The organism is Marinobacter sp. NFXS11 (assembly GCF_040148675.1).
GTDB lineage: Bacteria > Pseudomonadota > Gammaproteobacteria > Pseudomonadales > Oleiphilaceae > Marinobacter.
This window is the reverse complement of sequence record NZ_JAGDDV010000001.1, coordinates 551,856-576,364: the sequence shown is the minus strand read 5'-3', so window position 1 is coordinate 576,364 and position 24,509 is coordinate 551,856. Positions and strand designations below refer to the sequence as shown.

Below are 24,509 nucleotides of genomic sequence, written 5' to 3'. Positions count from 1 at the left end.
CGTAAGGTGGGCCGTATTCTCCCGTTCAGTGAATAGAAGACCGTTTTACTTCTCTAACAAGCGGAACACTATGAAACCCAACATCAAAGCCTGCGGGCAAGCCATGGTTACAGCCTTGGTAAATGCGGTTCTGGCGGTGACGCTGATGCTACTGGTTGAGTTTGCAATCAGCGGCAGTTTCCAGATTCCCGAGACCTATCTCTGGGCGGGGTTACTGATCTGGGTCGTTATTTTCGCGGGACAGTTCTGGCGCCAGAGGCACCTTTGCCGATCCGGTGACACCCACCGGGAATCACCTGACCCTTCCAGGTAGCCTGTCCACGCTCCCGGCGAGCCACTTTTCATTGACCGGGAGCAATTACCCAACTGTTTCTCAAATCAATCGCCCTCCCGGTGCTATATTGGCACTAAGCCATTCTGGCAACGCGGGAGAGACGTATGGATTTTGGTAAGCGCCTGGGACTCCGGGTAAAAATTGCTTTGCCTTTCGCTATCACAGCTGTCGCCCTGGTTATTATCGGACTGTTCGCCGTCAGTACTGTCCGAAACCTGGTATCCGACACTGACAATATTGCCGACACCTATCTGCCTTCCGTCAGCGAAATCCTTAACGGCGACCGGGATCTCTACCAGGCGCTGGTTGCCCAGATGGCCTATGTGGACGCCCAGTCCAACAATGAAGAAGGTGAGAATTACCTGGCCAGTTTTGACGAGAATGCCGGCCAGGCCCTGGAACGATTCAACACAGCAGTTGGCAGGCTTGAGGGTACGGGCGTCTCCGACGTTGCTCGCGGATTCGATGCTGCCTATGAGCGCTGGCTGGGATCCGCCCAACGGGTTCTTGAGCTCGCAGAAACAGGGGACCCGGAGCAGGCAAGAGCCCTGGCAGCCAATGAAACCAACAACCTCTTCGACAATCTCAGAAATTACTTCGACGAGGTCGGCGCTCACGCCGATGCCCGTGCCCAGATTCGCGCTGGTGAAGCCTCTTCGGAGGGCCAGAGCAGCTCGGTCACTATCCTGCTGATCACAGCCGTCGCTATCCTGATCAGTATTGGGCTGTTTGCTGTATTCCTGAAAATGATCATCGGCTCTATCACGGCGCTTCGGGATCAACTGGACAATATTGCCCAGGGAGAAGGCGATCTGACGCAACGGATTCCTGTGGAGATGGATGATGACCTGGGCAAACTCGCGAAAAGTTTCAACCTGGTTCTGGAGAACCTGCAGTCCATGATTGGCTCCATCCAGCAGTTGACCCGGGAGCTTGGCACCGGAGCTACAGATCTCGCCCGGGCGGCGAAGGACAACAATGATGGCGTGACTCGACAGACAGACTCCATTTCAATGGTCGCTACAGCCATCAACGAAATGCAGAGTGCGATCGAAGAGGTTGCCGGTAATGCCTCAAAAGCGGCGGAGATTACCCGCGACGCCGAAGAAAAGGGCAAGAACGGCGCACGAATTATACGCAGCTCCTCAGAGCAGGTGCACCGGTTGGCCGCACAGATTTCAAAAGCTGTGGAGGTTATCCGGAAGCTTTCTGACGATTCCGACAACATCACATCCGTGCTGGACGTTATCAGGGGCATCGCAGAACAGACCAACCTGCTGGCATTGAATGCTGCCATTGAGGCGGCGCGAGCCGGCGAGCAGGGACGTGGCTTTGCTGTGGTTGCCGATGAAGTGAGGACCCTCGCGCAACGGACCGGCCAGTCGACGGAAGATATTCAAAAAATGATCACGACGTTGCAGGCTGGCGTTGCCGACATCGTGTCGGTGATGGAAACGGGCAGCAAAGAGGCGAGCGAAACCGAGAAGCTGGCCACCGATGCGGAGTCTGAGCTCAAAGCCATTCTTGAAGCCATGGCAAATATTGCTGACGTGAATACCAGTGTCGCGTCTGCCACCGAGGAACAGACTCAGGTCGTGGATGAGATCAACCGCAGTATCACCGAGATCAACGATCTGGCCACAGAGAGCGCGAGCCGGTCGAGGGATATCGACGGAATCAGTGAGTCTCTGGAAGGCTATGCGAGAGAACTGGAAAGTCAGACCGGCAGATTCCGGGTCTAGGCCCGGAATCTGACAGTGGCAGGGTCAGCCAGTATTACTGTCGGATACCCTCGACAGAAATAATGATCTCGACGGTCTCGGAGGCCTTTCCAAGATCCATCGGGATGCCGAAGTCTGTAAGGCGAAGCTCGGTTTCAGCTTCAAAACCCATGCGGTAACCACCCCAGGGGTCTTCCCCGTGGCCCAGCATTTCAGCGTCAAGGGTCACTTCTTTGGTCACACCACGGAGGGTCAGGTCGCCGATGATGTCGGCCTCACCTTCCTCATCCAGAACAACGCGCTTGCTCTTGAAGGTTGCCTCAGTAAACTCGTCAACGTACAGGAAATCTTCACTGCGCAGATGCTTGTCCCGCTCGGCGTGATTGGAATCCACGCTGGCGGTATCAATCGTGACGTTAACGGTGCTGTTCTCCGGGTTCTCGGCGTCGTACACGAATTCGCCGTCGAAATCGTTGAAGCGACCGTAAAGCCAGCTGTAGCCAAGATGAGAAATCTTGAAGGTTATGAACTGATGGGCGCCCTTTTTATCAAACGCATAGGTGCCGCTGTGTTCGTTGGCATTGACTGCACCTACAAGCGCCATCGACACGGCCGAGGCAAGCAGAACTTTTTTCATGGTTATCTCCTTGTTGCATTGGTGCCCGACGTCCGGGCGTAAGACGATAAATAAACGGCCGGCCAGTCACTTCCCTAACATACGCCGTAATGTGCGGTCGCGATCAAGCAGATGATGTTTGAAGGCGCCAGCCGCGTGAATGGCGGCAAGACCGACAATTGCCCAGGTGGACCAGTAGTGGACGGTTCCGGCGGTGTCCTCCATTCCCTTTATCTGGCCAGTGGCCGATGGCACTTCAAACCAGCCGAACACGCTGATGGAAGACCCGTCGGCGGTCGATATCAGGTAGCCGCTGATCATGGCGACGAAAATCAGCACGTACAGGAGAAGGTGGGCCGCATGGGCGCTTCGAATCTCCCAGCGCTTGTGCCCATCCAGCGGATCAGGCGAAACATTCACCGCTCTCCAAACCACCCGAAAAAGCATCAATAAAAACAGCAGTATGCCAATGCTTCGATGAATATCCGGACCGCGGCGGTACCAGTCATCGTAATAGGACAAATCCACCATCCAGAAGCCGAGCCCGAACAGGCCGAAAACAGCCAGGGCAACCACCCAGTGATTCACGATGGTTACAAGACCGTAGTTGGCTGAGGTATTCCTGATTTGCATGATGAAAATTCACCCTGTTCCTTGGTTACATCGTTGAGGCCAAGTCTAGAAACTTGGTTGTGTGAAAAAAATCAAAATCTTTTGCAGCGCTACATCAGAAATTCTGACCATTCGCCCGGGCTTTTGCCTTTGGTCGCATAGGGGTTTTACGGATTGTTCAAAATTATAGCAACGATAGAATTGACCCATACTTGAATGCCCCGTCTGGGGCCTCATTGACCGAGAGGACAGGACATGGAACTCGAATTCGACGAAAGCGTGGTTGTACCCAGTAATAACTGATTCTCTGGCGGTCCGCCCGGACCGCTGGGCTCTCCTCCCTCCTTGCCTTTTGCAGACCGCCAAAGATACAAACCGTTTCCAGTTTCTACATGAAACAGTGGTAATAAACGCGTTTTTTTGGCAATCTTCCTTCCAACTATCAGAAACTTCGCGATTTTTTAGCGAAACCTGTACTGATAAATGACAGTTCAGACGCCAAACTGGGGCGACTGATGCGTTCGTTAAATCAACCAGAATCATCTATGTCGAAACGACTCCCTGAAAAGCTGACAGCTCCGGAAGTGGACCTGTTGTCTCCTATGCTGAACAGGGACGGTGACACATGGACCGCAGATTTTCGCGGACTGACGTTGAGAACAGCGCTCCAGCCGATTTATAGCATTTCACACAAGCGTATCGTCGGCTATGAGGCCCTGATCCGGGCCTTTGATACGGATAACTCCGCGGTACTGCCGCTGCACCTGTTCCAGCTACCGGCCTCCGAGGCGGAGAACCTTCTCCTTGACCGCCTTTGCCGCTCTCTGCACATACGTAATTACAGCGGCATCCGCGATCAGCTGAACTGGCTGTTCCTGAATGTTTCGCCGCAGGTGGTAACCAGCGGCAGCCAGGCCGATTCTTTCTTCGGAGAGCTTCTGGCCAAAACCGGCCTACCTCCGCACCGGATTGTCATGGAAATTGTTGAGCAACCCACAGACGACGCCGAAAGGCTTCGGGAAACGGTTGCCTACTACAAGAAACTGGGCTGTCTGACGGCCATTGATGATTTCGGCGCCGGCCACTCCAATTTCGAGCGAATCTGGAACCTGTCACCCGACATTGTGAAGCTGGATCGGAAACTGCTTACCCGTGCGACAGACGATCACAAGGCACGCCAGATTCTGAACGGCATCGTGTCACTGCTGCACCAGTCCGGCTGCCTGGTTCTTCTGGAAGGTGTTGAAACCCGGGATCAGGCAATGATTGCGATCGATGCGGGCGTGGATTTCGTTCAGGGCTTCTATTTCCGCAGACCGAGCACAGACCTCGACCAACTGACCCACGCACCCGCCGATTTCGATCATCTGTTGCAGGAATACAAGACCCGCAACCAGGTTACCCTGGACCCGACCCGGCAATTGGTGGACTTTTTCAGTGGCTTTTTCGACCACGCCATCACGAAGCTTCGCAGCGGGATGAGCATGCAGCAATCCTGTCTGGAATTGTTGAACCACCCGGCCGTTTCCCGCTGCTACCTGGTCGACGACAAGGGCGTTCAGATGGACGACACCCTGGTTTCCGATGCGGGTACACGCAGTATGGACCCGCGTTTCAAACCCCTGGAGAGCACCAGCAGTGCTGACTGGTACCGTCAACAGTATCTTCGCCAGGCCTTGGCCCAACCGGAAAGCCTGCACGTAACTGCCCCCTACCTCTGCGTTACCGGAGCCTATATGTGCGTGACCCTGTCACTGGGGTACTATCAGGACGGCAAGCTTCAGGTGCTGTGCTGCGACATTCTCGCCAACCCGACCGAACAGCGCTCATAGACCGGGAGTGATGTCGTAGACCACGGCAATAACAACAACGGTAACGGCACCAACAAACACGTTCATGGGTAAACCGACCCGCACGAAATCACTGAACCGGTAACCACCAGGCCCGAATACCATCATGTTGGTCTGATACCCAAGCGGCGTGGCAAAGCTGGCGGAGGCGGCCATCATCACCGCAATCACAAACGGCTCGGCGGCCACGCCCATACTGTTCGTCATCGACAGAACGATGGGAATGACCAGGACCGCCGCCGCATTGTTGGTAATAACCTCGGTCAGGACCGACACCACGAGATAAACCAGCAGGATTGTTAACAGCACGTCGCCCTGACTGAATTCAAGGATGCCTGCAGCCACAAAGCCTGCCGCGCCGGTCTGTTCCAGAGCCGCGCCCATGGCAAAGGAGGCCGCAATGGTAAGGATCACCGGCACATCCACGGACTTCTGGGCCTGGCCCACCGAGCAGCAGCCAGTCAGAATCATTCCTGCAGCGCCCAGCAGGGCCGCGTTAAGCATACTCAGGGTGCCACAGGCAGCGAGACCCACCAGCACCAACAGGATTCCCCAGGACAGCCACGCCCGATCATGCCGGGGTGTCTCGGTTTCCAGGTCATTAATGAGCAGGAAGTCCTTGTTATAGCGCTGTCGGCTGACAAACGCGGGGCGAGCTTCGAGAAGTAGCACATCACCGGGTTTAAGTCGGATATTCCCCAGGTTGCCGGAAACACGCTCCCCACCCCTGGCAACGGCCAACACGACAGCACCGTAACGGTCCCGGAACCGGGCGTCGCGGATGGTGAGGCCCAACACATCGGACTGGGGTGATAATGCCGCCTCAACCAGACGCCGTTCCGCCCGATCCTTACTCAAACTCGGCTCGTCTTCATGGACTGACGGGACGATACCGTTTATCCGAAGGAGGTCGGAAATGGCCTGGGTATCACCGGCAAACACCAGACGATCGCCACCCCGAAGCCGCTCTTCCGAGGGCACCGCTGTTACCACGCTGCCATCGCGTTCGATCTCGACCAGATACAATCGCTCAAGCTCCCGAAGCCCGGCTTCACCAACAGTTTTGCCCACCAGCGGTCCGTCGAACGACACCGCTACCTCCAGGGTAAATTCCCTCATGGAGCCAAATTTCTGCTGATCCTTACGATCCGGAAGCACCCGGGGCATAACCAGCAGCAAAGCCGCCACACCAATGACCGCCACTGGCAGCCCGACCGCCGTAATCGAGAAAATGGAGAAGCCCGCTTCGCCGGTTAGCTGCTGATACTGGCCGTTTACGACCAGATTGGTACTGGTGCCGATCAGCGTCAGGGTACCCCCGAGAATGGCGGAATAGCTCAGGGGAATCATCAATTTGGACGGTGAGATACCGATCTTCCGGGACCAGGCATGCACCGCCGGAATCATGGTGGCGACAACCGGGGTGTTGTTGAGAAAACCACTGAGAAGGGATACCGGGAGGGCAATCCGTGCCTGGGCAGAACGGACGGTCTTGGGATTGCGAAGCAAATGATGCACCAGCAGATCGACACCGCCGGAATGATGAATGCCTGCAGCCACCACAAACATGGCAACCACGGTGATCAGACCACTGTTACTGAACCCGGCAAGTGCCTGGTCCGCGGACACAATCCCGCTGGCACTGAGCACCACGAGCACACCCATCATCACCAGATGGGGCGCAAATCGCCCTGCACTCATCAGTATCAGCGCGGTGCCTGCGAGGCCCAGCGCAAACCAGCCCTGCCAGTCCATCAACGGTTCTTCCCGATCAGAAAACTGGCAGGATAACGAGTTTAAGGAATACAGAGAAAGAATAAAGGATGCTGTTTATAGCACCTTATAGAATATTAAACTTCGATGTCTGCCATGTTGCCGTAGGTCTCGAGCCACGCCCTTCGATCGGATGCACGCTTTTTACCCAATAACATATCCATGCGGCTATCGGTATCATCACCGTCTTCAATGGTCAGCATGACCAGGCGACGGGTGTCCGGGGCCATGGTGGTCTCACGCAGCTGAAGCGGGTTCATCTCACCCAGACCCTTGAAGCGGGTCACCGAAATCTTGCCCTTGCGCTTCTCCGCGGCAATACGGTCGATAATGCCCTGCTTTTCATGCTCATCCAGGGCGTAGAAGGTTTCCTTGCCCAGATCTACCCGATACAGCGGTGGCATGGCAACGAACACATGGCCTGCGGCAACCACAGGGCGGAAGTGTTTTACGAACAACGCGCACAGCAGCGTGGCAATGTGAAGGCCATCCGAGTCCGCATCAGCGAGGATGCAGATCTTGTTGTACCGAAGGCCATCCAACTGGTCAGAACCGGGATCTACACCAATGGCAACGGCAATATCGTGAACTTCCTGGGACGCCAGGATCTCGCCAGAATCGACCTCCCAGGTATTGAGGATTTTCCCCCGAAGCGGCATCACCGCCTGAAATTCCCGGTCCCGGGCCTGCTTGGCAGAACCGCCTGCAGAATCACCTTCTACCAGGAACAGCTCGGACCGGGCAGTATCGCCGCCAGAACAGTCCGCCAGCTTGCCCGGAAGCGCGGGGCCCGAGGTGACTTTCTTACGGGCCACCTTTTTGCTGGCTCGCAGCCGGCGCTGAGCATTGCTGATGAAGAGTTCCGCCAGCGCCTCAGCTACATCGGTATGCTGATTGAGCCACAGGCTGAAAGCATCCTTGACCACGCCGGAGATAAAGGCCGCCGCCTCCCGTGAGGAAAGACGCTCCTTGGTCTGCCCCGAGAACTGGGGCTCCTGCATCTTGAAGGACAGAACATAGGCTGCCCGCTCCCAGATATCGTCAGGAGAAAGCTTTACGCCACGGGGTAACAGGTTGCGGAACTCACAGAACTCGCGCATGGCTTCCAGCAGGCCAGTTCGTAGCCCGTTAACATGGGTGCCGCCCTGGGCAGTCGGGATAAGGTTGACGTAGCTTTCCATGATGGCTTCGCCGCCTTCCGGCAGCCACTGGATCGCCCAATCCACTGCTTCCTTGTTACCAGAGAAGCTGCCGGTAAACGGCTCCAGTGGCACCGCCTCGATATCCGCCAGCGCGGTCCTCAGGTAATCACGCAAGCCGTCCTCGTAGAACCACTCATCTTTCTCGCCGGTTTTTTCCTGCAGGAACGTCACCGTGAGGCCGGGACACAGGACCGCTTTTGCCCTCAGGTTATGGCGAAGCCGGCTGACCGAAAAATTGGGGCTATCAAAATAGCTCACATCGGGCGTGAACTTCAGGCGGGTACCGGTATTGCGCTTGCCGACGGTATCGATAACTTCCAGCTCTGAGGCCTTCTCACCATTGGCGAACGTTATCCGATGCAGCTGGCCGTCGCGCTTGATGGTCACTTCCAGGTGAGTAGACAGCGCGTTGACAACGGAAACGCCTACCCCGTGAAGGCCACCGGAAAAATTGTAGTTGCCCTGAGAAAACTTGCCGCCAGCGTGGAGTCGGGTCAGGATGAGTTCTACCCCTGACAGGCCTTCTTCCTTGTGAAGGTCCACCGGCATGCCCCGGCCGTCGTCCTCAACGCTCAGAGAGCCATCACTGTACAACACCACGTCGATGCGTTTGGCGTGCCCTGCCAGCGCCTCATCCACACTGTTGTCGATCACTTCCTGCGCCAGGTGATTGGGCCGACTGGTGTCTGTATACATCCCCGGCCGCTTACGCACCGGATCCAGGCCGCTCAGTACTTCAATGGCATCGGCGTTATATTGTTGCTGGCTCATGGGCAGGAACTGACTCCGCGATTGATATGAAAAGCTGAGCCATAGCTTAGGGATTCGTGAGGAAAGATCAACGGTTGTTTTGTCTGTCCAGCGACCACACTCAGTTGCCCACAACTTTTTTCAGAGGTCGATCCGAAAGCCCAGTTACTTCAAGCCTTTGCCATTTGTCTTTGGAAACCGCCAGCACGGCACAGGGTGTGGTAATAACCTGTGCGACCATCGCATCGGGCTCAGGGGTTATAACCGCCATTTCCAGGAGAAGCGTATCACCAGTTGCATGGGCGTCCCGGAGACCAACACTGAAACCGGCCGTTGGCTGTTGACCAAGAGTCACAAACACCAAATGCTCCCGATCAAAGCTGACGCTTCTGATCGCCTCTATAGTCAGGTTCTGTCCGGCCACGCCCAGGAACCTGTCGAGTTCGTCGGACGATTTCACATAAGCCAGGCCCGGCCCGCTCAGACCGCAATACGGCGACTGGGTAATCTGGCGAGCCAATGGTGCCGAGGAGGCATTCCTTGCGGGAGATGTGCAAGCTGTCAGAATCAGAACCAGAAAAGCTGTTATCACCACCGAATTCGATAAGCTCATCGCGTCGTTTTCCTCGTATACCCGAGCGACTCTCTGCGGTCACCGGCTTCGAGCAGGCGGTAACCGGAAAAGCCTGGTCGAGGCAGGATATCCGGAGTTGACGCTGAGATGGTCGGTCGTGAGAAACTGGTGGTCATTATCACTTCCTCCAGCGATTGACCATCTTCAATGGTGATGATTTCTCGAAGCCCGGCTATCGGGTATTCCGCACAGGCCTCGCCAGACTGGCAAATGATCCCGTCTCCATCGATATCGGTGCCCGCAACGAGGTAATAGGAACCCGGTGGAACTTCACTCAACCGTTTGGGTTCCACGCCATCATCCGACTCAAACCGGAAAGTGTAATGCCCATTTTCCGGCTCGACCGCCAGTTGTGCCTCTGCTTCATAAAACCCGTTTACCGGGGTCGTGTTCACGAGGAGCACGAAATGGACCCCGGCAGTCCTCGCAAATTCATCTGAGAGTACTTGGGCCACAACGGGAATATCCAGAGACCGGAGTTCACCGCCAGCCTGGTAGTCAACGCGTATCACATCGCGATACGCAACGTTTTCTTCAATGGCTGAGTCAACCAGCGCAACATTGAGCGTGATTGTACTGTCTGTGTCGCTGCGGGTTACCGTAAACCACGGAGGTGCATCAGAAATGCTAACGTTGCTAATCCCACCGTTACCGATCTGATTCAGGCGGACAATCTGCTCGCTTCCTGTCTCAGAACCCAGAATCACTTGGGATGGGGAGGGTGAAAGAATAGTGATATCGCCACTCAGATTCGCCTGCAGCGCCCCGGAAGCATCAAGAATGCCAAAGCCAAGCTGGTCAGACCGGCTACCAGAGAAGTCGGTTAGCCCGCCGGATTCAAGCAGCGCTCTTACCCCCTCATAGTTCAACGAGCTATCCTGCGCCTTCAGCAAAGCAAGAACTCCCGAGACATGAGGTGCTGCCATAGAGGTGCCCTGGAGCCCGGTATAGCTGGCCTCAAAACCATTGGCAGCTGCAACCGCACTGGTACTCCAGACTACATCAGCCCGCCCGTCGTTGTTGCCATCACGGCTGGCATCGCCGCCTGGTCCGGCAAGATCGATCCAGCTGCCAAAATTCGAATACGATGCCAATTGCCCCCCCGCATCCACCGAGCTGACCGCAAGCACATTGGGCGACGCGGCCGGGTATGAGGGTGACGAAGTGGCAGAGTTACCCGCGGCGCCGACAAAAAGCATATCTCGTTCATTGACGCCGAATTCAATGGCAGCCTCCAACTGGGCAATTTCGGGCAGACCACCGAGGCTTAGGTTTACCACCTGAGCTCTCGCGGCAACGCCGTCAGCCTCCCCGGTAACCCAACGAATCGCGTTAATAAGGTCGTCCGAAGACCCGGTTCCACCCTCGCCAAGCACCCTGACCGGCAGAATACGCCCTCCAAAAGCGACACCGCCGATGCCCTGGCCATTGAGCACAGCACCAATAGTGCCAGCCACGTGGGTGCCATGAAAGACACTGGCAGCAACGCTACTGCCCGGATCCTGGGGAAAATCATCGCCGTCCACGAAATCACGGCCCGGGAGCACATTGTCTTCCAGGTCCGGATGCCAGCTTCGGCTTGCCGGATCAGGGCTAAAGAGCCCGCTATCCAGGACCGCCACCGAGATCCCGGCACCTCCGTCCGGTGCCAATTGCCAGGCTTCGGGACCGTTTATGAGATCGTAGTGCCATTGAAGACCATACAATTCCTCGCCAACCGGTGTGTTGGCGCTTGAAAACAGGTAATTGGGTGATACAGAAGCGATATCGGTTCGCTTGCGTAACCCTCTGATCCAATCGAGGGTTTCGGTTTTCGTAGCCTCGGTACTGGCAGCCACAGCTTTCAAAGGCATTTTGATCAGCCAGTCCTCGTTACCCAGATGCCTCCCTGGCGTGGCCGACTGAGCGGATAGCCCCGGAGAGCCTGCACTGTTCATTCTGACAATAGCTTCTCCAGGCATGAACTCATGGGCCGGCCAATCGAGGCTGAACGAGCCAAGCTGTCCAGTTGACGCTTTCACCAGAACATACCGTGCTGGAAGACTGCCGGTGGCCTCGACCTCCAGCAGATAATCGTCTTCGGAAAAGCCATCGCCAAGCGTGACTTCGGCGGGATCTGACTCTCGGTCCGTTGTCGCCGAGGGCGGCATCCCGGATCCATCCAACAATGTGAGCGTGAGTTGGGGATTGCCCGCGCGGCTACCAAGACTGACCAATCGGACGACTTCACCGGGCGCAAGAGGCACTAAAAACTGATCAGAAGCGTCTGCACTGTAACTGAAGATTTGCCCGCTGATGGCCTCGTAACTGCCCGAATCACCACTGACATAGCCAGCAAGAACAAAGTTAAGTGGCAGAGACTGCGGACTGGTTGCCGGTTGCGCGCCAGACAAACCCAGCTCGTCCATGGTGTCCTGATCTATTCGACTACCAGCCTCAATATTTATTTGGCCCGCGAGCGGGCTGCCCGGTGCTACCGGCAAGGGGTCGGAACTGGCGTCACCGCCCCCACCTCCGCAGCCGGTCAAAAAGGCTATGCCTGCGGCCAACAGAAGGTGTCTGCAGCGACTTTGAATAATCATATGAATAGAAACCACCCGAAATTCACCACAAGTGAGAGTAGCTTATAGTCACTTGCCGGCTGTGTCAGTGTCTGTTGAAACTACGTTTACTCTTGTATTTCAGACGCAAAAAAGCCGCCCGAAGTTTCCCTCAGACGGCTCTCTTTATCTCACTTCAACATTACAACGCATAGAACAGCATCGGCACAAAGGCCACGAACAAGAGTGTGGGCCCCATAACGGCCAGAGGCAGCAGCAGTCGTTCATAGCGATGCCAGAAGGTACCCGTGCGCTCGGCGGCCAGCACTTCGGTCTCGCCCACCACCTGGCGGGTGAGCAAGTGGTTCAGCGCCACTGGCGGGCTCAGGTAACCGAGCTCGAATGCCACCAGGCAGACAATCCAGAAGTGCAGCGGATCAATACCCAGCTGGATCGCCGGCTGGGCAATGGTGGCCGACACCAGGATTACCGCGCCGAACGGGTCCATGACCATGCCTATTACTGTGAGCATCACGACGATGACCAGCATGGCGACCCAGGGACTGGTCAGGTCCTCCGGAAAGAGCGCATGAACGATATCGGAGCGCTCCAGGATTCCCCCGAGACAGATGGAAAACCCGATCAAAGCCAGCAACGCGCCAATGTGCACTGCCGAATCGCTGGCAGCGGCCGAGCTGCGTGCCCAGAACACCTGGGAACGGGTCTGGCCCTGCTCCCCACTACTCCGGCCGGAATCCAGCAACACCAGGGCTAGCATGACCAGCGGCAGTATCAAAGGAGCGCTGTACTCGTTGAACTTCAAGCCGAGAACAACCCAGATCGACAGGATAACCAGAGCTGCCACGGCCACATAAGGCAGCAGGGCCCGGCTTTCCGAGAGAGCCGCACGGAAAGCGCCGGGCGCCGGACGAGGCTTCCAGTTTCCCTGGGTCTTGCAGACAATCAGTGAAAACAGCGTTGCCGACATGATGAAGACCCAGAAACCCCAGCTGTACATCTCAGTGGTTGTCACTTCCTTATTGAGAGCCGCCACAACAACGATCAGCAGGCATGGGTTGAGAACCACGCCAAGGCTTCCCGACATGGCGGTCGTTGCCAGGGAAAGCTGCCGCCCTGCCCCGGCCCGGCGCAGCTCGTCATACACAACACCACCCACGGCCAGGATGAAAATGCCCGATGCGCCGGTGAACGCGGTCGGAAACGCCGTTGCGAAAATGATCACCGAAGCCAGCATCGGCGCTGGCAGATTAAAAGGTTTGATGAGATTGAGCAGGAGCTCGGGAATCCTGGTCTGCTTCAGCATCATGCCCACCAGCACGTAAAGGCCGATATTGATGAACATGGATGACAGGTTGGACATCATTCCGAAGTAGATCGCCAGGCCCGAGGCATACCCGTCTACCAGGAAGAAATAGCTCATGGCGATCAGGCCCATGGCACAGTACAGAGGAATCACCAGACCGGACGAGGCGGAAAGACCGCCGGGGCGGATACGTTCCGGAACGTTCAGGAAACGCACTGCATTGATCACCATGAAGAGGCCGAAGACCCCGCCCCAGGCATATTGAAGGCTCATCGTACCGTCCGAACCCGGCGACGTGGCCAGCTTGCCCAGGTATGCGTTCAGCGACAGCACCATCAGACCATTAACCACAAACTGCACACCTTGGCTCAGCCGCCATTCGGCTCGATTGCGGGGCAGGCGCAACGCTATGTGGTCGGTGTCCAGCGCAGCGATTGCCGCAGCCATCGCGAACATCGCAATGAACAGGTACTTGGTAAGCCCAATGTTCTCCAGCAGGAAGTTCGCAAGTCCCTGCTCTACCGTCTTGAACACCTCAAGGGCTGGCGTGGCATTGGCCAGGTTCTGTTCATAGACATCGTATTGCTGCTGGCAGAGTTCCAGATTGCTCTGCAGCGATTTACGGATGGCATCGGGATTGGGCGGTGAGCTGAACAGATCATCGGGGTCGGGCTTGTAATTGGCCACCCGGCGAGCCACTTCGGCATCTATATCCATTTCCAACTGACAGGACGGCTCTGTCGCATCGGGATTCAGCAGATAATAGTTCGGCCAGGTCTGTTCTCCGACCCAGAGCAACCGGGAATGGAGCGAGTTGCCCATTCCCAGCAGCAGGGTGAACAGCAGCAGGAGCAGCAGAACGGCCCCATACACACGATGTACGGGGTAGAGAGTCCGTGCGGCCGGAGCGGTGATTGCTCGCCAGTTCATGATGATTCCGCCCTGTTATTCGCGGTTGCCCGCGGTGCACTCGGCAGCAGCAGGGTTACTGGCACAGCGGATCTTGCTGAGCAGCCCCATCATTTTCGGGTGATACACATCCGGCGCACCGTTCAGGCCATCGCGCATCTCGATCCGGTTCTCCCGAAACATTTCCTGATAGCCGCGGATGTCTTTTTCAGGAATGCGCACCCACTTTTCTTCGGGAATGGCTGCTTCCTGGCCTTCAATCAGCCCCATGGCCTGCGGAAACATATTCCAGGCAACTTCCCGGGCTTTCTGGGCGGTGTCGTCGTCGAGCACGTCATCACGGGCAACCATCTGAAGCGTCAGCTGTGCCAGCGGATAGTCTACAACCCCGCCACTCTCGCCGATGCCCTTGTAGAGCTCCAGAGCTTCGTAAGCAAAAGCCGGCGCATAAGCGGTATCCACCGAACCGTTGTTGAACTTGCCGGCGAAGTTGGTGATGTCGGAGGGCACGACCGTGGCCTTGACGAAGTTCACCATGTGAATCGCGTCTTTCTGATAGTCCAGCGTTGCCATTCGCTTGCCGGCCAGCTCACCGGCGGTATCAATACTGCGATCGTTTACAAACAGGTAGCCGGCACCCACCGGTATGATTCCGAGTACTTCATACCCGTTATCCTTCATCAGTGGCGCGGCTTTCGCTTGTGCCAGAGTGGCCAACAAGGTTTTCAGGTTGTCGTAGGTGGGCAGCGCTCCCACAGCGCTGATGCTGCCCGTGAACTTGTTGAATGGACGAATCCGAATGTCCGTGGCGGCAACGGCATCGCATTGTCCGGCGTTAAAATCACCGATCGCCACGCCCTCATCGGTATAGGGTTTAAGCTCGAAATCCACGCCGTGGCCCTTCATCTCAAGCGCATAGTCTTTGACGAAGTTGTAGAAGTCCCCATTGGCGCCGATCACATCGAACACGCACATGGAAACAGACTGTGCCGATGCCAGCGGAGCGGCGGCCACAAAGGCCATGGCAGCGAGGGATTTGCGGATCATATCGACCTCCGGGTCATTCTTGTGTTTGTCAGTTTTCAGAGGATGTCGGCAACCTGCCTTACAGCAGGTCGTCAAGATTCATGGTTTCGACATTTTCGGTTTGCCGCTCGGGGCTCATCCTGCCGAAGAAGGATTGCGGCGTGCGGTAGCCGTAATTGGCGGTCCAGTGTTTGTCAGAGGAAAAGCGCACCACGCCCGCCGCGACTTCATCCACCAGACGGTACTCGTCCCAGACCTCCATAGTTGCATCGGCCTCGGCGAAACTGGCGATGGCTTGCTCAAGCTTTTCCGGGCGACCAAAGGTTTCAGCGGCGACCGCTTGAAGCGCGTGCGGAACCCGCATGCCTTTTTCAACCCCCAGTTCCCGGCTGTGCTCAAGCACCTGCCAGGGGTCCGGCGCCAGAGCCGGACGGGTGTCGGGCAGCAGCAGCCAGACCAGGGCACGGATGGCGTTCGGCATACCACCCCACTTTTCATTGTCCAGACAGGTAGCGGCACGCTCGGCCTGGGGAGCGATGTTCCTGGGGACTCCGGCCATGGCGCCGGAATTGGCATCGTTTACGATTGCCTGCATACCGGTCAGCAGGCCCAGCAGGAAGGTAATTTCGTCCTGTTCGGTGAACAGAAAGGGGCACTCAAGGGGTTCAGCAGCGGGATCAAACTCGTAGGCGGCCATTGCTCGTTTGAAGGAGGCATACCGGCGTTTCGCGGTCAGCGCATTCAATCGCTTTGCCACTTCCCTGGCGTCCTTTGCCGCTTCCAAATCGCCCTCATAATCCGCTCTGAGATAGGCGAGCTCAGCCTCCCAGGCCTTGTACTCAGCACAATTGCCTGCCAGAAGCATCAACAGGGAGCCGGTGGTGTCAGGTGCATCGGTGACCCGCGAGAAGGAATAGAGCAGCGGATCCACGCCCTCGCCCAGCGCACACGCCATCTGGGTGTCGGACATCTGCAACACGTAGGGCGTGGCTTCGCCCTCCGAATAATTGGAGAGCACAACGCCGGTGGTGGTGTAGATGGGGTTGGCCGAGCAACCTGTGAGTATGGCAACGGCTGCCAGCGAGAGAGCTTTGAGGCGAGCCGCAAAGACATGCGGTCCGAGCTTTGCCAGAGAGGAGATCATATTTCACCCTGCATCACGTTGTTTTTGTTTGCCCGATCTGAACTCGGTTTTTGTCAACGGGTGCAAGAATGCGGTGAAAACTGTCCTACAAAAATGGCTCGAATGCCGATTTTGTTATGCCGATCGGGCCAATGGCCCGGAAGGAAAGGATTTTGCCAGAATATTATTGATATAAAACAATGACTTTTGAAAACGCCAATCCGCTTACAGAGCCATCATTGCCATTACCTGATCGGTCAGGCCATCCAGTGTCAGCCCTCCCCGCTCCGGTTTGTACCAGGTTACGGTCCAGCTGAGAGCGCCAGTCAACATCCGTCGAACAACGAAGGGATCCGCCTCCAGCGCGCCCTCGCGCTTCAATGATTCCAGCACATCCAGCCACAGTTTCTCGTAGATGTCCCGAAGTTCCAGCACTTCGCCCTGGGACGGGGCCGACAGACTCCGCCATTCAAATACCAGGACTGCCATCGCTTCGCCGGTCTGGCCATTGATAGATTCAAGTTCCGCGCGGATCAGTCCACGAAGCTTCTGCCTGCTGGTATCGGCGGCCTCCAGAGCCGCCTGCATCAGCGCGGTGTTCAGCCGGATGGTTTCTACCATCACTGCCTTGAGGATCTCTTCCTTGGTTCGAAAGTGGTGGAACAGGCTGCCGGACTGAATACCCACGGCAGCGGCAAGATCACGAACTGTAGTGCGCTCGTAGCCTTTTTCCCGGAAAAGCCGTGCAGCCTCTGTGAGCAGACGGCCGCGAGCGCCTTTGGGGTCTGACACAAGGTTTTCTGCTATCAGGGACTCGAGGATCTGGTTCTGGCTCACTACGGCTACCCGGTTGGCATAAGAGGCCTTTAATTCTACCTGAAACATGCCTGTTTACAAACCAAGCGCTTGCTTGGTATTGTCATCTCCATCGTGTGGCAAAACCGCCACCGCTCCCGTTTTCAATCAGCAATCATTTACAGGGCACAGGAAGATGGCTGAATCCCCCAACACTGTTCGCATCGGATGCTCCGCCGCCTTCTGGGGCGACACGGAAACGGCTGCCGCGCAGCTCGTCCACAAGGGCAATATCGACTATCTGGTAGCCGATTATCTGGCCGAAATCACCATGTCGATCATGGCGGGCCAGAAAATGAAGGACCCGTCCCAGGGGTATGCACGGGATTTCGTACAGACCGTCATGGGCCCCTTGCTCGGAGACATCAAGGAAAAGGGCATTCGGGTGCTGGCCAACGCCGGCGGCGTCAACCCGGTGGCCTGTCGTGACGCCCTTCAGGCTCTCTGTGAAAAAGCCGGCGTGGACATGAAGATCGCCCTGGTTCTGGGCGACGACCTTCTGATGAAAAAGAAAAATCTCGCAGATATGGGCGTCAAGGAGATGGGTTCCGGCCAACCGATGCCGGCAATGATGGTCAGCCTGAATGCCTATCTGGGAGCGCCAGGTCTGGTTGCGGCTCTGGAACAGGGCGCGGACATCGTTATTACCGGCCGGGTGGCGGACAGTGCCCTGGTATTGGCACCGCTGGTGCACGAGTTCGGCTGGAGCTGGCAAGACTACGACAAACTGGCCCAGGGCAGCCTGGCCGGGCATCTGCTCGAGTGCGGTGCCCAGTCCACCGGCGGCAACTTCACAGACTGGGAAGCGGTAGCTGGCGGCTACGCCAACATGGGATTCCCGATAGCCGAAGTGAGTGCCAACGGCGACTTTTTTATCACCAAGCCCGGAGACACCGGCGGGCTGGTTAGTCGTGGCACAGTTGCGGAACAGCTGGTCTACGAAATCGGTGACCCAAGGGCCTACCTGCTGCCTGACGTTACCTGCGATTTCACCGGTGTAGAGCTGGATGAAACCGGTAAAGACCGTGTACAGGTGCGGGGCGCACGGGGGCTGCCACCCACCGACAGCTACAAGGTATCGGGCACCTGGCCGGATGGTTTCAAGTGCACGGTTACCTTCCTGCTGGCAGGCATGAATGCCAGGGCCAAGGCCCAGACTGTCGCACAGGCCATTCTGGCCAAGACCTCACGCATGTTCAGCGAACGTGGCCTGCCTGATTACAGCGAAACCAGTATTGAGCTTTTGGGTACGGAAACGACCTACGGTGCTCATGGCCGTGGCGAGGATTGCCGCGAAGTGGTGGTCAAGATCAGCACCGCCCATCCCAAGAAAGAGGCCCTTGTACTGTTTTCCCGCGAGATTGCCCAGGCAGCCACGGGTATGGCACCGGGCATCACCGGGATTGTGGGTGGCCGGCCGACCGTGTGGCCAAAGATCAGGTTGTATTCATGCCTGGTGCCGAAAACGGAAGTCGATGTGTCCGTGGATCTGGGCGGCGAGCGGCAAACCATTGAGGTTGAGACAAGCGGCGGTTTCGATAAAAGCGACCTCCAGCCCCAGTCGTTCACACACGAGACAGACGACACGGACACCACTGTGCCGCTGGTGAAGCTTGCCTGGGCCCGCAGCGGTGACAAGGGCGACCACACCAACATTGGCGTGATCGCCCGCAAACCGGAATTTCTGCCGTTCATTGAAACCGCACTGACTGAAGCGGCGGTTGCGGACTGGATGGCCCATACCCTGAATCCGGAAACCGGCCGGGTGACCCGCTGGGCCATGCCCGGGCTGCAAGCCATCAATTTCCTGCTGGAGCACAGCCTTGGCGGCGGTGGCGTGGCCAGCCTGCGGATTGATCCCCAGGGAAAGGCGTTTGCGCAGCAGCTATTGGAGTTTCCGGTGCCTGTTCCTTCTGGTCTGGTTAAAGATTGATTTATTGGTGCATGCACTCTGGTTGATAGCGCGTTCCGGGACACGCCGTGAATACATCCATGTAGGCTTGATCGCAGCATCCTTGCTGCTCACAGTCCCGAAACGCGCCACCAACCAGAGCGCCCGAACTTTGAAAGGGTCTTCGTTACTATGAGCTATCAGTCTGTGTTTCATCCCGACTTGTTTAAGGGCCAGGTGTTTATTGTTACCGGCGGCGGTTCTGGTATTGGGCGCTGCACGGCCCATGAACTCGCTGCCCTCGGCGCGCGCGTTGCCCTGGTCGGTCGCAAGGCCGAGAAAGTGGAATCTGTGAAAGCAGAGATCACCGAGGACGGCGGCATTGCGTCCGCTCACGTCTGTGATATCCGGGAAGAGGAGTCGGTAAAGGCCACGGTGAAGGCGATCATTGCCGAACACGGAGGCCTGAATGGTTTGGTGAACAATGCCGGCGGGCAGTTCCAGGCGCCGCTGACCGGGATCAACCAGAAGGGCTGGGAGACGGTGGTTCGAACCAATCTGACCGGTGGCTTCCTGATGGCGCGGGAATCCTATACCCAGGCGCTGTCAAAAACCGGGGGCGCTATCGTCAATATCGTGGCCGATATGTGGGGTGGTATGCCCGGCATGGGTCACTCCGGAGCGGCTCGTGCGGGCATGGTCAATTTCACCCAGACGGCGGCGGTTGAATGGGGCGCATCGGGTGTTCGGGTGAACGCTGTTGCTCCGGGCTGGATCGCCTCCAGCGGCATGGACAATTACCCCGAGCACATGAAGCAGTGGATCCGCAGCCTTGGCGACAATGTGCCCATCAAGCGGATGGGTACCGAGTCCGAAGTCAGTTCCGCGATCTGCTTTCTGCTAAGCCCCGGCGCGGCATTTATTAGTGGCGATTGCCTTCGGATCGACGGTGGCGCCTCCCAGGGCGGCCGGGTCTGGCCGATGCCGAAGGCCAAGAACAACGAACCCTACAACGGCTTTCACCGGGCCATCACCCCGAAAGTTTTGAGCGACGACTGAGGAGCGGCACATGCAGGCAATTGATTCCACAGCAAGCTCCCAGTCCGAGGACTTCCGCGCCAACGCAGAAGCCATGGAGGCTCATATCACCACGTTCCGGGACGTTGAGCAGAAAGTTCTGGATTTGGCAGAGGCCGCACGGGAGAAGTTCACGAAGCGAGGAAAGCTGCTGCCACGGGACCGCATCAACCGGTTGCTGGACCGCGGAACGCCGTTCCTGGAACTTTGTTCCCTCGCCGGCTACAAGATGCACGACGACAAAGACGGCAGCCAGGCCGGCGGCGGGATCATCGCCGGTATTGGCTATGTCAGCGGTATCCGTTGCCTCGTCGTTGCCAGCAACAGCGCCATCAAAGGCGGCACCATTACCCCGGCCGGCCTGGACAAGACGCTGCGCCTGCAGCAGATCGCCATGGAAAACAAGCTGCCTGTGGTATCCCTTTCCGAGAGCGGCGGCGCCAACCTGAACTACGCCACCGATATTTTCGTGCTCGGCGCCCGGGGCTTTGCCAATCAGGCGCGGATGTCCGCTGCCGGTATTCCTCAGGTCACCGTTGTCCACGGCAACGCCACCGCCGGGGGCGCCTATCAGCCGGGTCTATCCGACTACGTGATAGTGGTGCGCGAACAAGCCAAGATGTTCCTGGCCGGCCCACCACTGCTGAAGGCAGCAACCGGCGAAGTTGCCACCGATGAGGAACTTGGCGGCGCGGAGATGCATGCCACTGTGGCAGGAACGGCAGAATACCTGGCCGAAGACGATGCCGACGGCATCCGTCAGGCCAGAAACATCCTCGAAGCCCTGCCCTGGAACGAGCAGCTGCCACCCCGGCGCGAACTTCAATGGGAGGAGCCACTCTACCCGGCCGAGGAGCTGTTGGGTGTCATCCCGGCGGATTCCAAAAAGCCCTACGATGTGCGCGAAATCCTCGCCCGCATTGCCGACAGTTCAAAGTTCATGGACTTCAAGAACGAGTTCGACGACCAGACCGTCTGCGGCACCATCCGAATTGAAGGTCATTCAGTCGGCATCATCGGCAACAACGGCCCGATCACCCCGGCTGGATCCGCCAAGGCCGCCCAGTTCATCCAGCTCTGCGACCAGGCCGGAACGCCCCTTTTGTTTCTGCACAACACCACCGGTTTCATGGTGGGCACTCATTCGGAGCAGAACGGCATCATCAAACACGGCTCGAAAATGATCCAGGCTGTGGCCAACTGTCGGGTGCCAAAGGTCGCAATTGTCATCGGCGGTTCCTATGGTGCAGGTAACTACGCCATGTGCGGGCGGGGTCTGGACCCGAGGTTCATCTTTGCATGGCCCAACAGCCGAACCGCGGTTATGGGCCCGGCGCAGGCGGGCAAAGTGATGCGCATCGTGGCCGAGGACAAGCAGCGACGTGGCGGTATGGAGCCGGATCCGAAGACACTGGATTTTCTGGAGCAGGCCACGGCGAAGAAACTGGAGGAAGGTTCAACGGCTCTTTTCGGCACCGCACGGCTATGGGATGACGGGTTGATTGATCCACGGGATACCCGGCGGGTTCTGGCCCTGGTTCTCGACGTTTGCCGGGAAGCCGAGGCTCGGGAGTTGCGGCCTAACACGTTTGGGGTGGCCCGCCTTTAGGCCTTCTGGGCTTTGGTGGTGCCCGCCTCTTGGATTGCTTGGATTGCGGGAGGAACCGGTTGGGGCACCCTGCCCAAAAACCGCTACGAGCACATCCATGTGCGCTTGGCGCCGGCCATCCATGGCCGTCGACATTTTTGGACAGGGTGCCCCAACCGGTTCGTCGAAATTCAGGGGTAACGCTTTAAGTCAGCATGCTTTGCAGCCACAGCATGCGAAAAACAACGGTAGGTCGGATTAGCCGAAGGCGTAATCCGACAAAAAAGCCAGGGCACTCCGGCAATCTGTCGGGTTACGCCTTCGGCTAACCCGACCTACAGAAACAACAACACTGCCAGCAGGCAGCAACACATTTGCAGACATGGGCAGGAGTGTGGGGCCGCTTCCAGAAAATGTCGGCGGCCATGGATGGCCGACGCCAAGCGCACATGGGTGAGGCAAGCGTTTATAAAGCGAAGCTTCATGCGCAGCCGAACGACAGCAATCTGTGATTGCTGGCCGGACCCCGCAAGGGGTGCTCGTAGCGGTTTTCTGGAAGCGGCCACACACACCTGCCACCCAAGCTTGAGAACGTGCACCAAAACAACGAAGGCACGAGCTACCTTAGGAGAACAAGAACGTGAAATTCACAGCCGAACACGAAGCCCTTCGAAAAACCGTCCGCGATTTTGTCGAGAAGGAAATCAACCCCCATTGCGACGAATGGGAAGCCGCCGGGGAATTCCCGATTCATGAGCTGTTCAAAAAGCTCGGCAACCTGGGAATTCTGGGCATCCAGAAGCCGGAAGAATACGGCGGCATGGGGCTGGATTACAGCTACAACCTGGTAGCGGCGGAAGAACTGGGCATGGCCCATTGCGGCGGTGTTCCGCTGGCCATTGGGGTTCAGACCGATATGTGTACCCCGGCCATTTCCCGGTTTGGTTCTGATGAACTGAAACGCAGTTTCCTGGCGCCGGCCATTGCCGGCGACATGGTGGGCTGTATTGGCGTCAGCGAAGTTGGCGCGGGCTCTGATGTGGCGGGAATGAAAACTACCGCCAAGAAAGACGGTGACGACTACATCATCAACGGCTCCAAGATGTGGATCACCAACAGCCCCAAATCAGATTTTATCTGCCTGCTGACCAACACCTCGGACGACAAGCCTCACAAGAACAAGTCCCTGATTATCGTGCCCACCAAAACGCCGGGCATCTCCTTCAGCCCGCATCTGAACAAGCTCGGCATGCGCTCTTCCGAAACCGCCCAGATCTTCTTTGACGACGTCCGTGTGCCGCAGCGCTACCGGATCGGCGCCGAGGGCACCGGCTTTATGATGCAGATGCTGCAGTTCCAGGAGGAGCGGATCTGGGGTGCGGCAAACGTTATCAAGGCGCTGGAGAACTGCATCACCAAGACCATCGAGTACTGTCGCGAGCGGAAGACCTTCGGCCAGCCACTGATCGACAACCAGGTGATCCACTTCCGCCTGGCCGAATTGCAAACCGAAGTCGAGGCCCTGCGCGCCCTCACCTACCAGGCCTGTGAACTTCACGTCGATGGCAAGGATGTGACCCGCCTGGCCTCCATGGCCAAGCTCAAGGCAGGGCGTCTGGGACGTGAGGTAACAGACAGCTGCCTACAGTACTGGGGCGGTAACGGTTACATGTGGGATAACCCGATTTCCCGCGCGCACCGGGATGTTCGACTGGTGTCCATCGGCGGTGGTGCCGACGAAATCATGCTGGGAATTATCTGCAAGATGATGGGCACCCTTCCGGGCAAGAAGCGCGACTAAAAAACGGACGGTGGAGTCACTTATGGATCAGGTACCGCATTGCGAAACACTGCTTCTGGAAAAACAGGGCCCAACCCTGTTTATCACTATCAACCGACCGGACGTGCGCAACGCCATGAGCCTCGAGATGGTGGCGGAACTGTCCGCGGTGTTTACCCAGATCGAAAACGATCTGCATATCCGCGCGGTCGTCATCCGGGGCGCCGGTGGTCATTTCTGCGCGGGTGGCGATATCAAAGACATGGCCGGTGCCCGGGGCCAGAAAGCGGCCGAGGGTGAAGCCGATCCGTTCTACCGCCTGAACCGGGCCTTCGGCCAGATGATTCAACAGGTCAACGAATCCTCGAAAGTGGTCATCGCTATCACAGAGGGAGCCGTCATGGGCGGTGGATTCGGTTTGGCCTGCGTTTCCGACGTCGCCATCGCCGGGCCGAGCGCCAAGTTCGGCATGCCGGAAACCTCTCTCGGCGTGATTCCCGCCCAGATTGCGCCGTTTGTGGTTGAACGAATCGGCCTCACGCAGGCCCGGCGACTGGCCTTGCTCGGTTTGAGAATCGATGCGAACGAAGCATGCAGTCTTGGCATCGTTCACCAGGCGGCTTCTTCGGAGGATGAACTGGAAGAGATGCTGACAAGCGCTCTGGATCGTGTCCGCCACTGCGCACCGGTTGCCACGGCAGAAACCAAAGCGTTGCTACACAGGTTTGGCCATGAACCCATGAGCGGTTTGCTGGACAGCGCGGCTGAAAAATTTGCGGAAGCCATCCGGGGAAGCGAGGGAACGGAGGGCACCATGGCCTTCATGCAAAAACGTCCACCAGCCTGGGCAAGCGAATCGGACTGATGCGGAGCGAGGGTGAGTGCCGTCTGGCTTCCAGAAAAT

At 57.5% G+C, this 24,509-nt stretch carries 18 protein-coding genes; 8 read left to right on the top strand and 10 right to left on the bottom strand.

Annotated elements, in window-relative coordinates:
* The first annotated feature begins 70 nt into the window (after positions 1-70).
* Both J3362_RS02795 and J3362_RS02790 read left to right on the top strand, forming a co-directional pair.
* Positions 71-313, top strand: coding sequence for a hypothetical protein (locus tag J3362_RS02795; protein ID WP_349518033.1), 243 nt, complete (start codon positions 71-73; stop codon positions 311-313).
* 125 nt (positions 314-438) lie between these two features.
* Complete coding sequence (locus J3362_RS02790; protein WP_349518032.1) at positions 439-2,076, top strand: methyl-accepting chemotaxis protein; 1,638 nt, start codon at positions 439-441, stop codon at positions 2,074-2,076.
* A gap of 34 nt (positions 2,077-2,110) precedes the next feature.
* On the opposite strand, the gene J3362_RS02785 is transcribed toward J3362_RS02790, so the two are convergent.
* Together J3362_RS02785 and J3362_RS02780 are read right to left on the bottom strand one after the other, a co-directional pair.
* Positions 2,111-2,692, bottom strand: coding sequence for a YceI family protein (locus tag J3362_RS02785; protein ID WP_349518031.1), 582 nt, complete (start codon positions 2,690-2,692; stop codon positions 2,111-2,113).
* Between the two features lie 66 nt (positions 2,693-2,758).
* The gene (locus tag J3362_RS02780) at positions 2,759-3,304 is read right to left on the bottom strand and encodes a cytochrome b (protein ID WP_349518030.1); all 546 of its coding nucleotides are present in this window, start codon (positions 3,302-3,304) and stop codon (positions 2,759-2,761) included.
* A gap of 524 nt (positions 3,305-3,828) precedes the next feature.
* On the opposite strand from J3362_RS02780, the gene J3362_RS02775 reads away from it, so the two are divergent.
* On the top strand, positions 3,829-5,115 hold the full coding sequence (locus J3362_RS02775; RefSeq protein ID WP_349518029.1) for an EAL domain-containing protein: 1,287 nt from the start codon (positions 3,829-3,831) through the stop codon (positions 5,113-5,115).
* On the opposite strand, the gene J3362_RS02770 is transcribed toward J3362_RS02775, so the two are convergent.
* From J3362_RS02770 to J3362_RS02735, 8 genes are all read right to left on the bottom strand, one after another.
* Positions 5,110-6,888 carry an SLC13 family permease gene (locus tag J3362_RS02770; protein WP_349519239.1) on the bottom strand — a complete coding sequence of 593 codons (1,779 nt, stop codon included), beginning with the start codon at positions 6,886-6,888 and terminating at the stop codon, positions 5,110-5,112. The genes J3362_RS02775 and J3362_RS02770 overlap by 6 nt on opposite strands.
* A 95-nt stretch (positions 6,889-6,983) precedes the next feature.
* Positions 6,984-8,879, bottom strand: coding sequence for a DNA topoisomerase IV subunit B (parE, locus tag J3362_RS02765; protein ID WP_349518028.1), 1,896 nt, complete (start codon positions 8,877-8,879; stop codon positions 6,984-6,986).
* Positions 8,880-8,979: 100 nt separating this feature from the next.
* Entirely contained in the window at positions 8,980-9,471 is a 492-nt protein-coding gene (locus J3362_RS02760; RefSeq protein ID WP_349518027.1) for a protease complex subunit PrcB family protein, read from the bottom strand.
* A complete protein-coding gene (locus J3362_RS02755; RefSeq protein WP_349518026.1) occupies positions 9,468-11,900 on the bottom strand; it encodes a S8 family serine peptidase in 2,433 nt (810 codons plus the stop codon). The genes J3362_RS02760 and J3362_RS02755 overlap by 4 nt, the downstream gene beginning before the upstream one ends.
* Positions 11,901-12,234: 334 nt before the next feature.
* Positions 12,235-14,286, bottom strand: coding sequence for a TRAP transporter large permease subunit (locus J3362_RS02750; RefSeq protein WP_349518025.1), 2,052 nt, complete (start codon positions 14,284-14,286; stop codon positions 12,235-12,237).
* A 15-nt stretch (positions 14,287-14,301) separates the two neighbouring features.
* Positions 14,302-15,312 carry a putative solute-binding protein gene (locus J3362_RS02745; protein ID WP_349518024.1) on the bottom strand — a complete coding sequence of 337 codons (1,011 nt, stop codon included), beginning with the start codon at positions 15,310-15,312 and terminating at the stop codon, positions 14,302-14,304.
* A gap of 58 nt (positions 15,313-15,370) precedes the next feature.
* Entirely contained in the window at positions 15,371-16,435 is a 1,065-nt protein-coding gene (locus J3362_RS02740) for a hypothetical protein (RefSeq protein ID WP_349518023.1), read from the bottom strand.
* A gap of 204 nt (positions 16,436-16,639) precedes the next feature.
* On the bottom strand, positions 16,640-17,299 hold the full coding sequence (locus tag J3362_RS02735; protein WP_349518022.1) for a TetR/AcrR family transcriptional regulator: 660 nt from the start codon (positions 17,297-17,299) through the stop codon (positions 16,640-16,642).
* A gap of 106 nt (positions 17,300-17,405) precedes the next feature.
* Here J3362_RS02735 and J3362_RS02730 point away from each other — a divergent pair, with 106 nt between their 5' ends.
* From J3362_RS02730 to J3362_RS02710, 5 genes are all read left to right on the top strand, one after another.
* Positions 17,406-19,202 (top strand): acyclic terpene utilization AtuA family protein, encoded by a 1,797-nt coding sequence (locus J3362_RS02730; protein ID WP_349518021.1) that lies wholly within the window; start codon positions 17,406-17,408, stop codon positions 19,200-19,202.
* Positions 19,203-19,352: 150 nt separating this feature from the next.
* On the top strand, positions 19,353-20,219 hold the full coding sequence (locus J3362_RS02725; protein WP_349518020.1) for an SDR family oxidoreductase: 867 nt from the start codon (positions 19,353-19,355) through the stop codon (positions 20,217-20,219).
* A gap of 10 nt (positions 20,220-20,229) precedes the next feature.
* Positions 20,230-21,846, top strand: coding sequence for an acyl-CoA carboxylase subunit beta (locus tag J3362_RS02720; protein WP_349518019.1), 1,617 nt, complete (start codon positions 20,230-20,232; stop codon positions 21,844-21,846).
* Positions 21,847-22,465: 619 nt separating this feature from the next.
* Positions 22,466-23,626, top strand: a complete 1,161-nt coding sequence (locus tag J3362_RS02715; protein ID WP_349518018.1) for an acyl-CoA dehydrogenase family protein — start codon at positions 22,466-22,468, stop codon at positions 23,624-23,626.
* A 22-nt stretch (positions 23,627-23,648) separates the two neighbouring features.
* Positions 23,649-24,470, top strand: a complete 822-nt coding sequence (locus tag J3362_RS02710; RefSeq protein WP_349518017.1) for an enoyl-CoA hydratase/isomerase family protein — start codon at positions 23,649-23,651, stop codon at positions 24,468-24,470.
* Positions 24,471-24,509 lie beyond the last annotated feature (39 nt).

Bases quoted from the DNA above. Each gene is read 5' to 3' on its own strand.
- J3362_RS02795 (WP_349518033.1), top strand. From the start codon at position 71: ATGAAACCCAACATCAAAGCCTGCGGGCAAGCCATGGTTACAGCCTTG.
- J3362_RS02790 (WP_349518032.1), top strand. From the start codon at position 439: ATGGATTTTGGTAAGCGCCTGGGACTCCGGGTAAAAATTGCTTTGCCT.
- J3362_RS02785 (WP_349518031.1), bottom strand. From the start codon at position 2,692: ATGAAAAAAGTTCTGCTTGCCTCGGCCGTGTCGATGGCGCTTGTAGGT.
- J3362_RS02780 (WP_349518030.1), bottom strand. From the start codon at position 3,304: ATGCAAATCAGGAATACCTCAGCCAACTACGGTCTTGTAACCATCGTG.
- J3362_RS02775 (WP_349518029.1), top strand. From the start codon at position 3,829: ATGTCGAAACGACTCCCTGAAAAGCTGACAGCTCCGGAAGTGGACCTG.
- J3362_RS02770 (WP_349519239.1), bottom strand. From the start codon at position 6,888: ATGGACTGGCAGGGCTGGTTTGCGCTGGGCCTCGCAGGCACCGCGCTG.
- parE (WP_349518028.1), bottom strand. From the start codon at position 8,879: ATGAGCCAGCAACAATATAACGCCGATGCCATTGAAGTACTGAGCGGC.
- J3362_RS02760 (WP_349518027.1), bottom strand. From the start codon at position 9,471: ATGAGCTTATCGAATTCGGTGGTGATAACAGCTTTTCTGGTTCTGATT.
- J3362_RS02755 (WP_349518026.1), bottom strand. From the start codon at position 11,900: ATGGACGAGCTGGGTTTGTCTGGCGCGCAACCGGCAACCAGTCCGCAG.
- J3362_RS02750 (WP_349518025.1), bottom strand. From the start codon at position 14,286: ATGAACTGGCGAGCAATCACCGCTCCGGCCGCACGGACTCTCTACCCC.
- J3362_RS02745 (WP_349518024.1), bottom strand. From the start codon at position 15,312: ATGATCCGCAAATCCCTCGCTGCCATGGCCTTTGTGGCCGCCGCTCCG.
- J3362_RS02740 (WP_349518023.1), bottom strand. From the start codon at position 16,435: ATGATCTCCTCTCTGGCAAAGCTCGGACCGCATGTCTTTGCGGCTCGC.
- J3362_RS02735 (WP_349518022.1), bottom strand. From the start codon at position 17,299: ATGTTTCAGGTAGAATTAAAGGCCTCTTATGCCAACCGGGTAGCCGTA.
- J3362_RS02730 (WP_349518021.1), top strand. From the start codon at position 17,406: ATGGCTGAATCCCCCAACACTGTTCGCATCGGATGCTCCGCCGCCTTC.
- J3362_RS02725 (WP_349518020.1), top strand. From the start codon at position 19,353: ATGAGCTATCAGTCTGTGTTTCATCCCGACTTGTTTAAGGGCCAGGTG.
- J3362_RS02720 (WP_349518019.1), top strand. From the start codon at position 20,230: ATGCAGGCAATTGATTCCACAGCAAGCTCCCAGTCCGAGGACTTCCGC.
- J3362_RS02710 (WP_349518017.1), top strand. From the start codon at position 23,649: ATGGATCAGGTACCGCATTGCGAAACACTGCTTCTGGAAAAACAGGGC.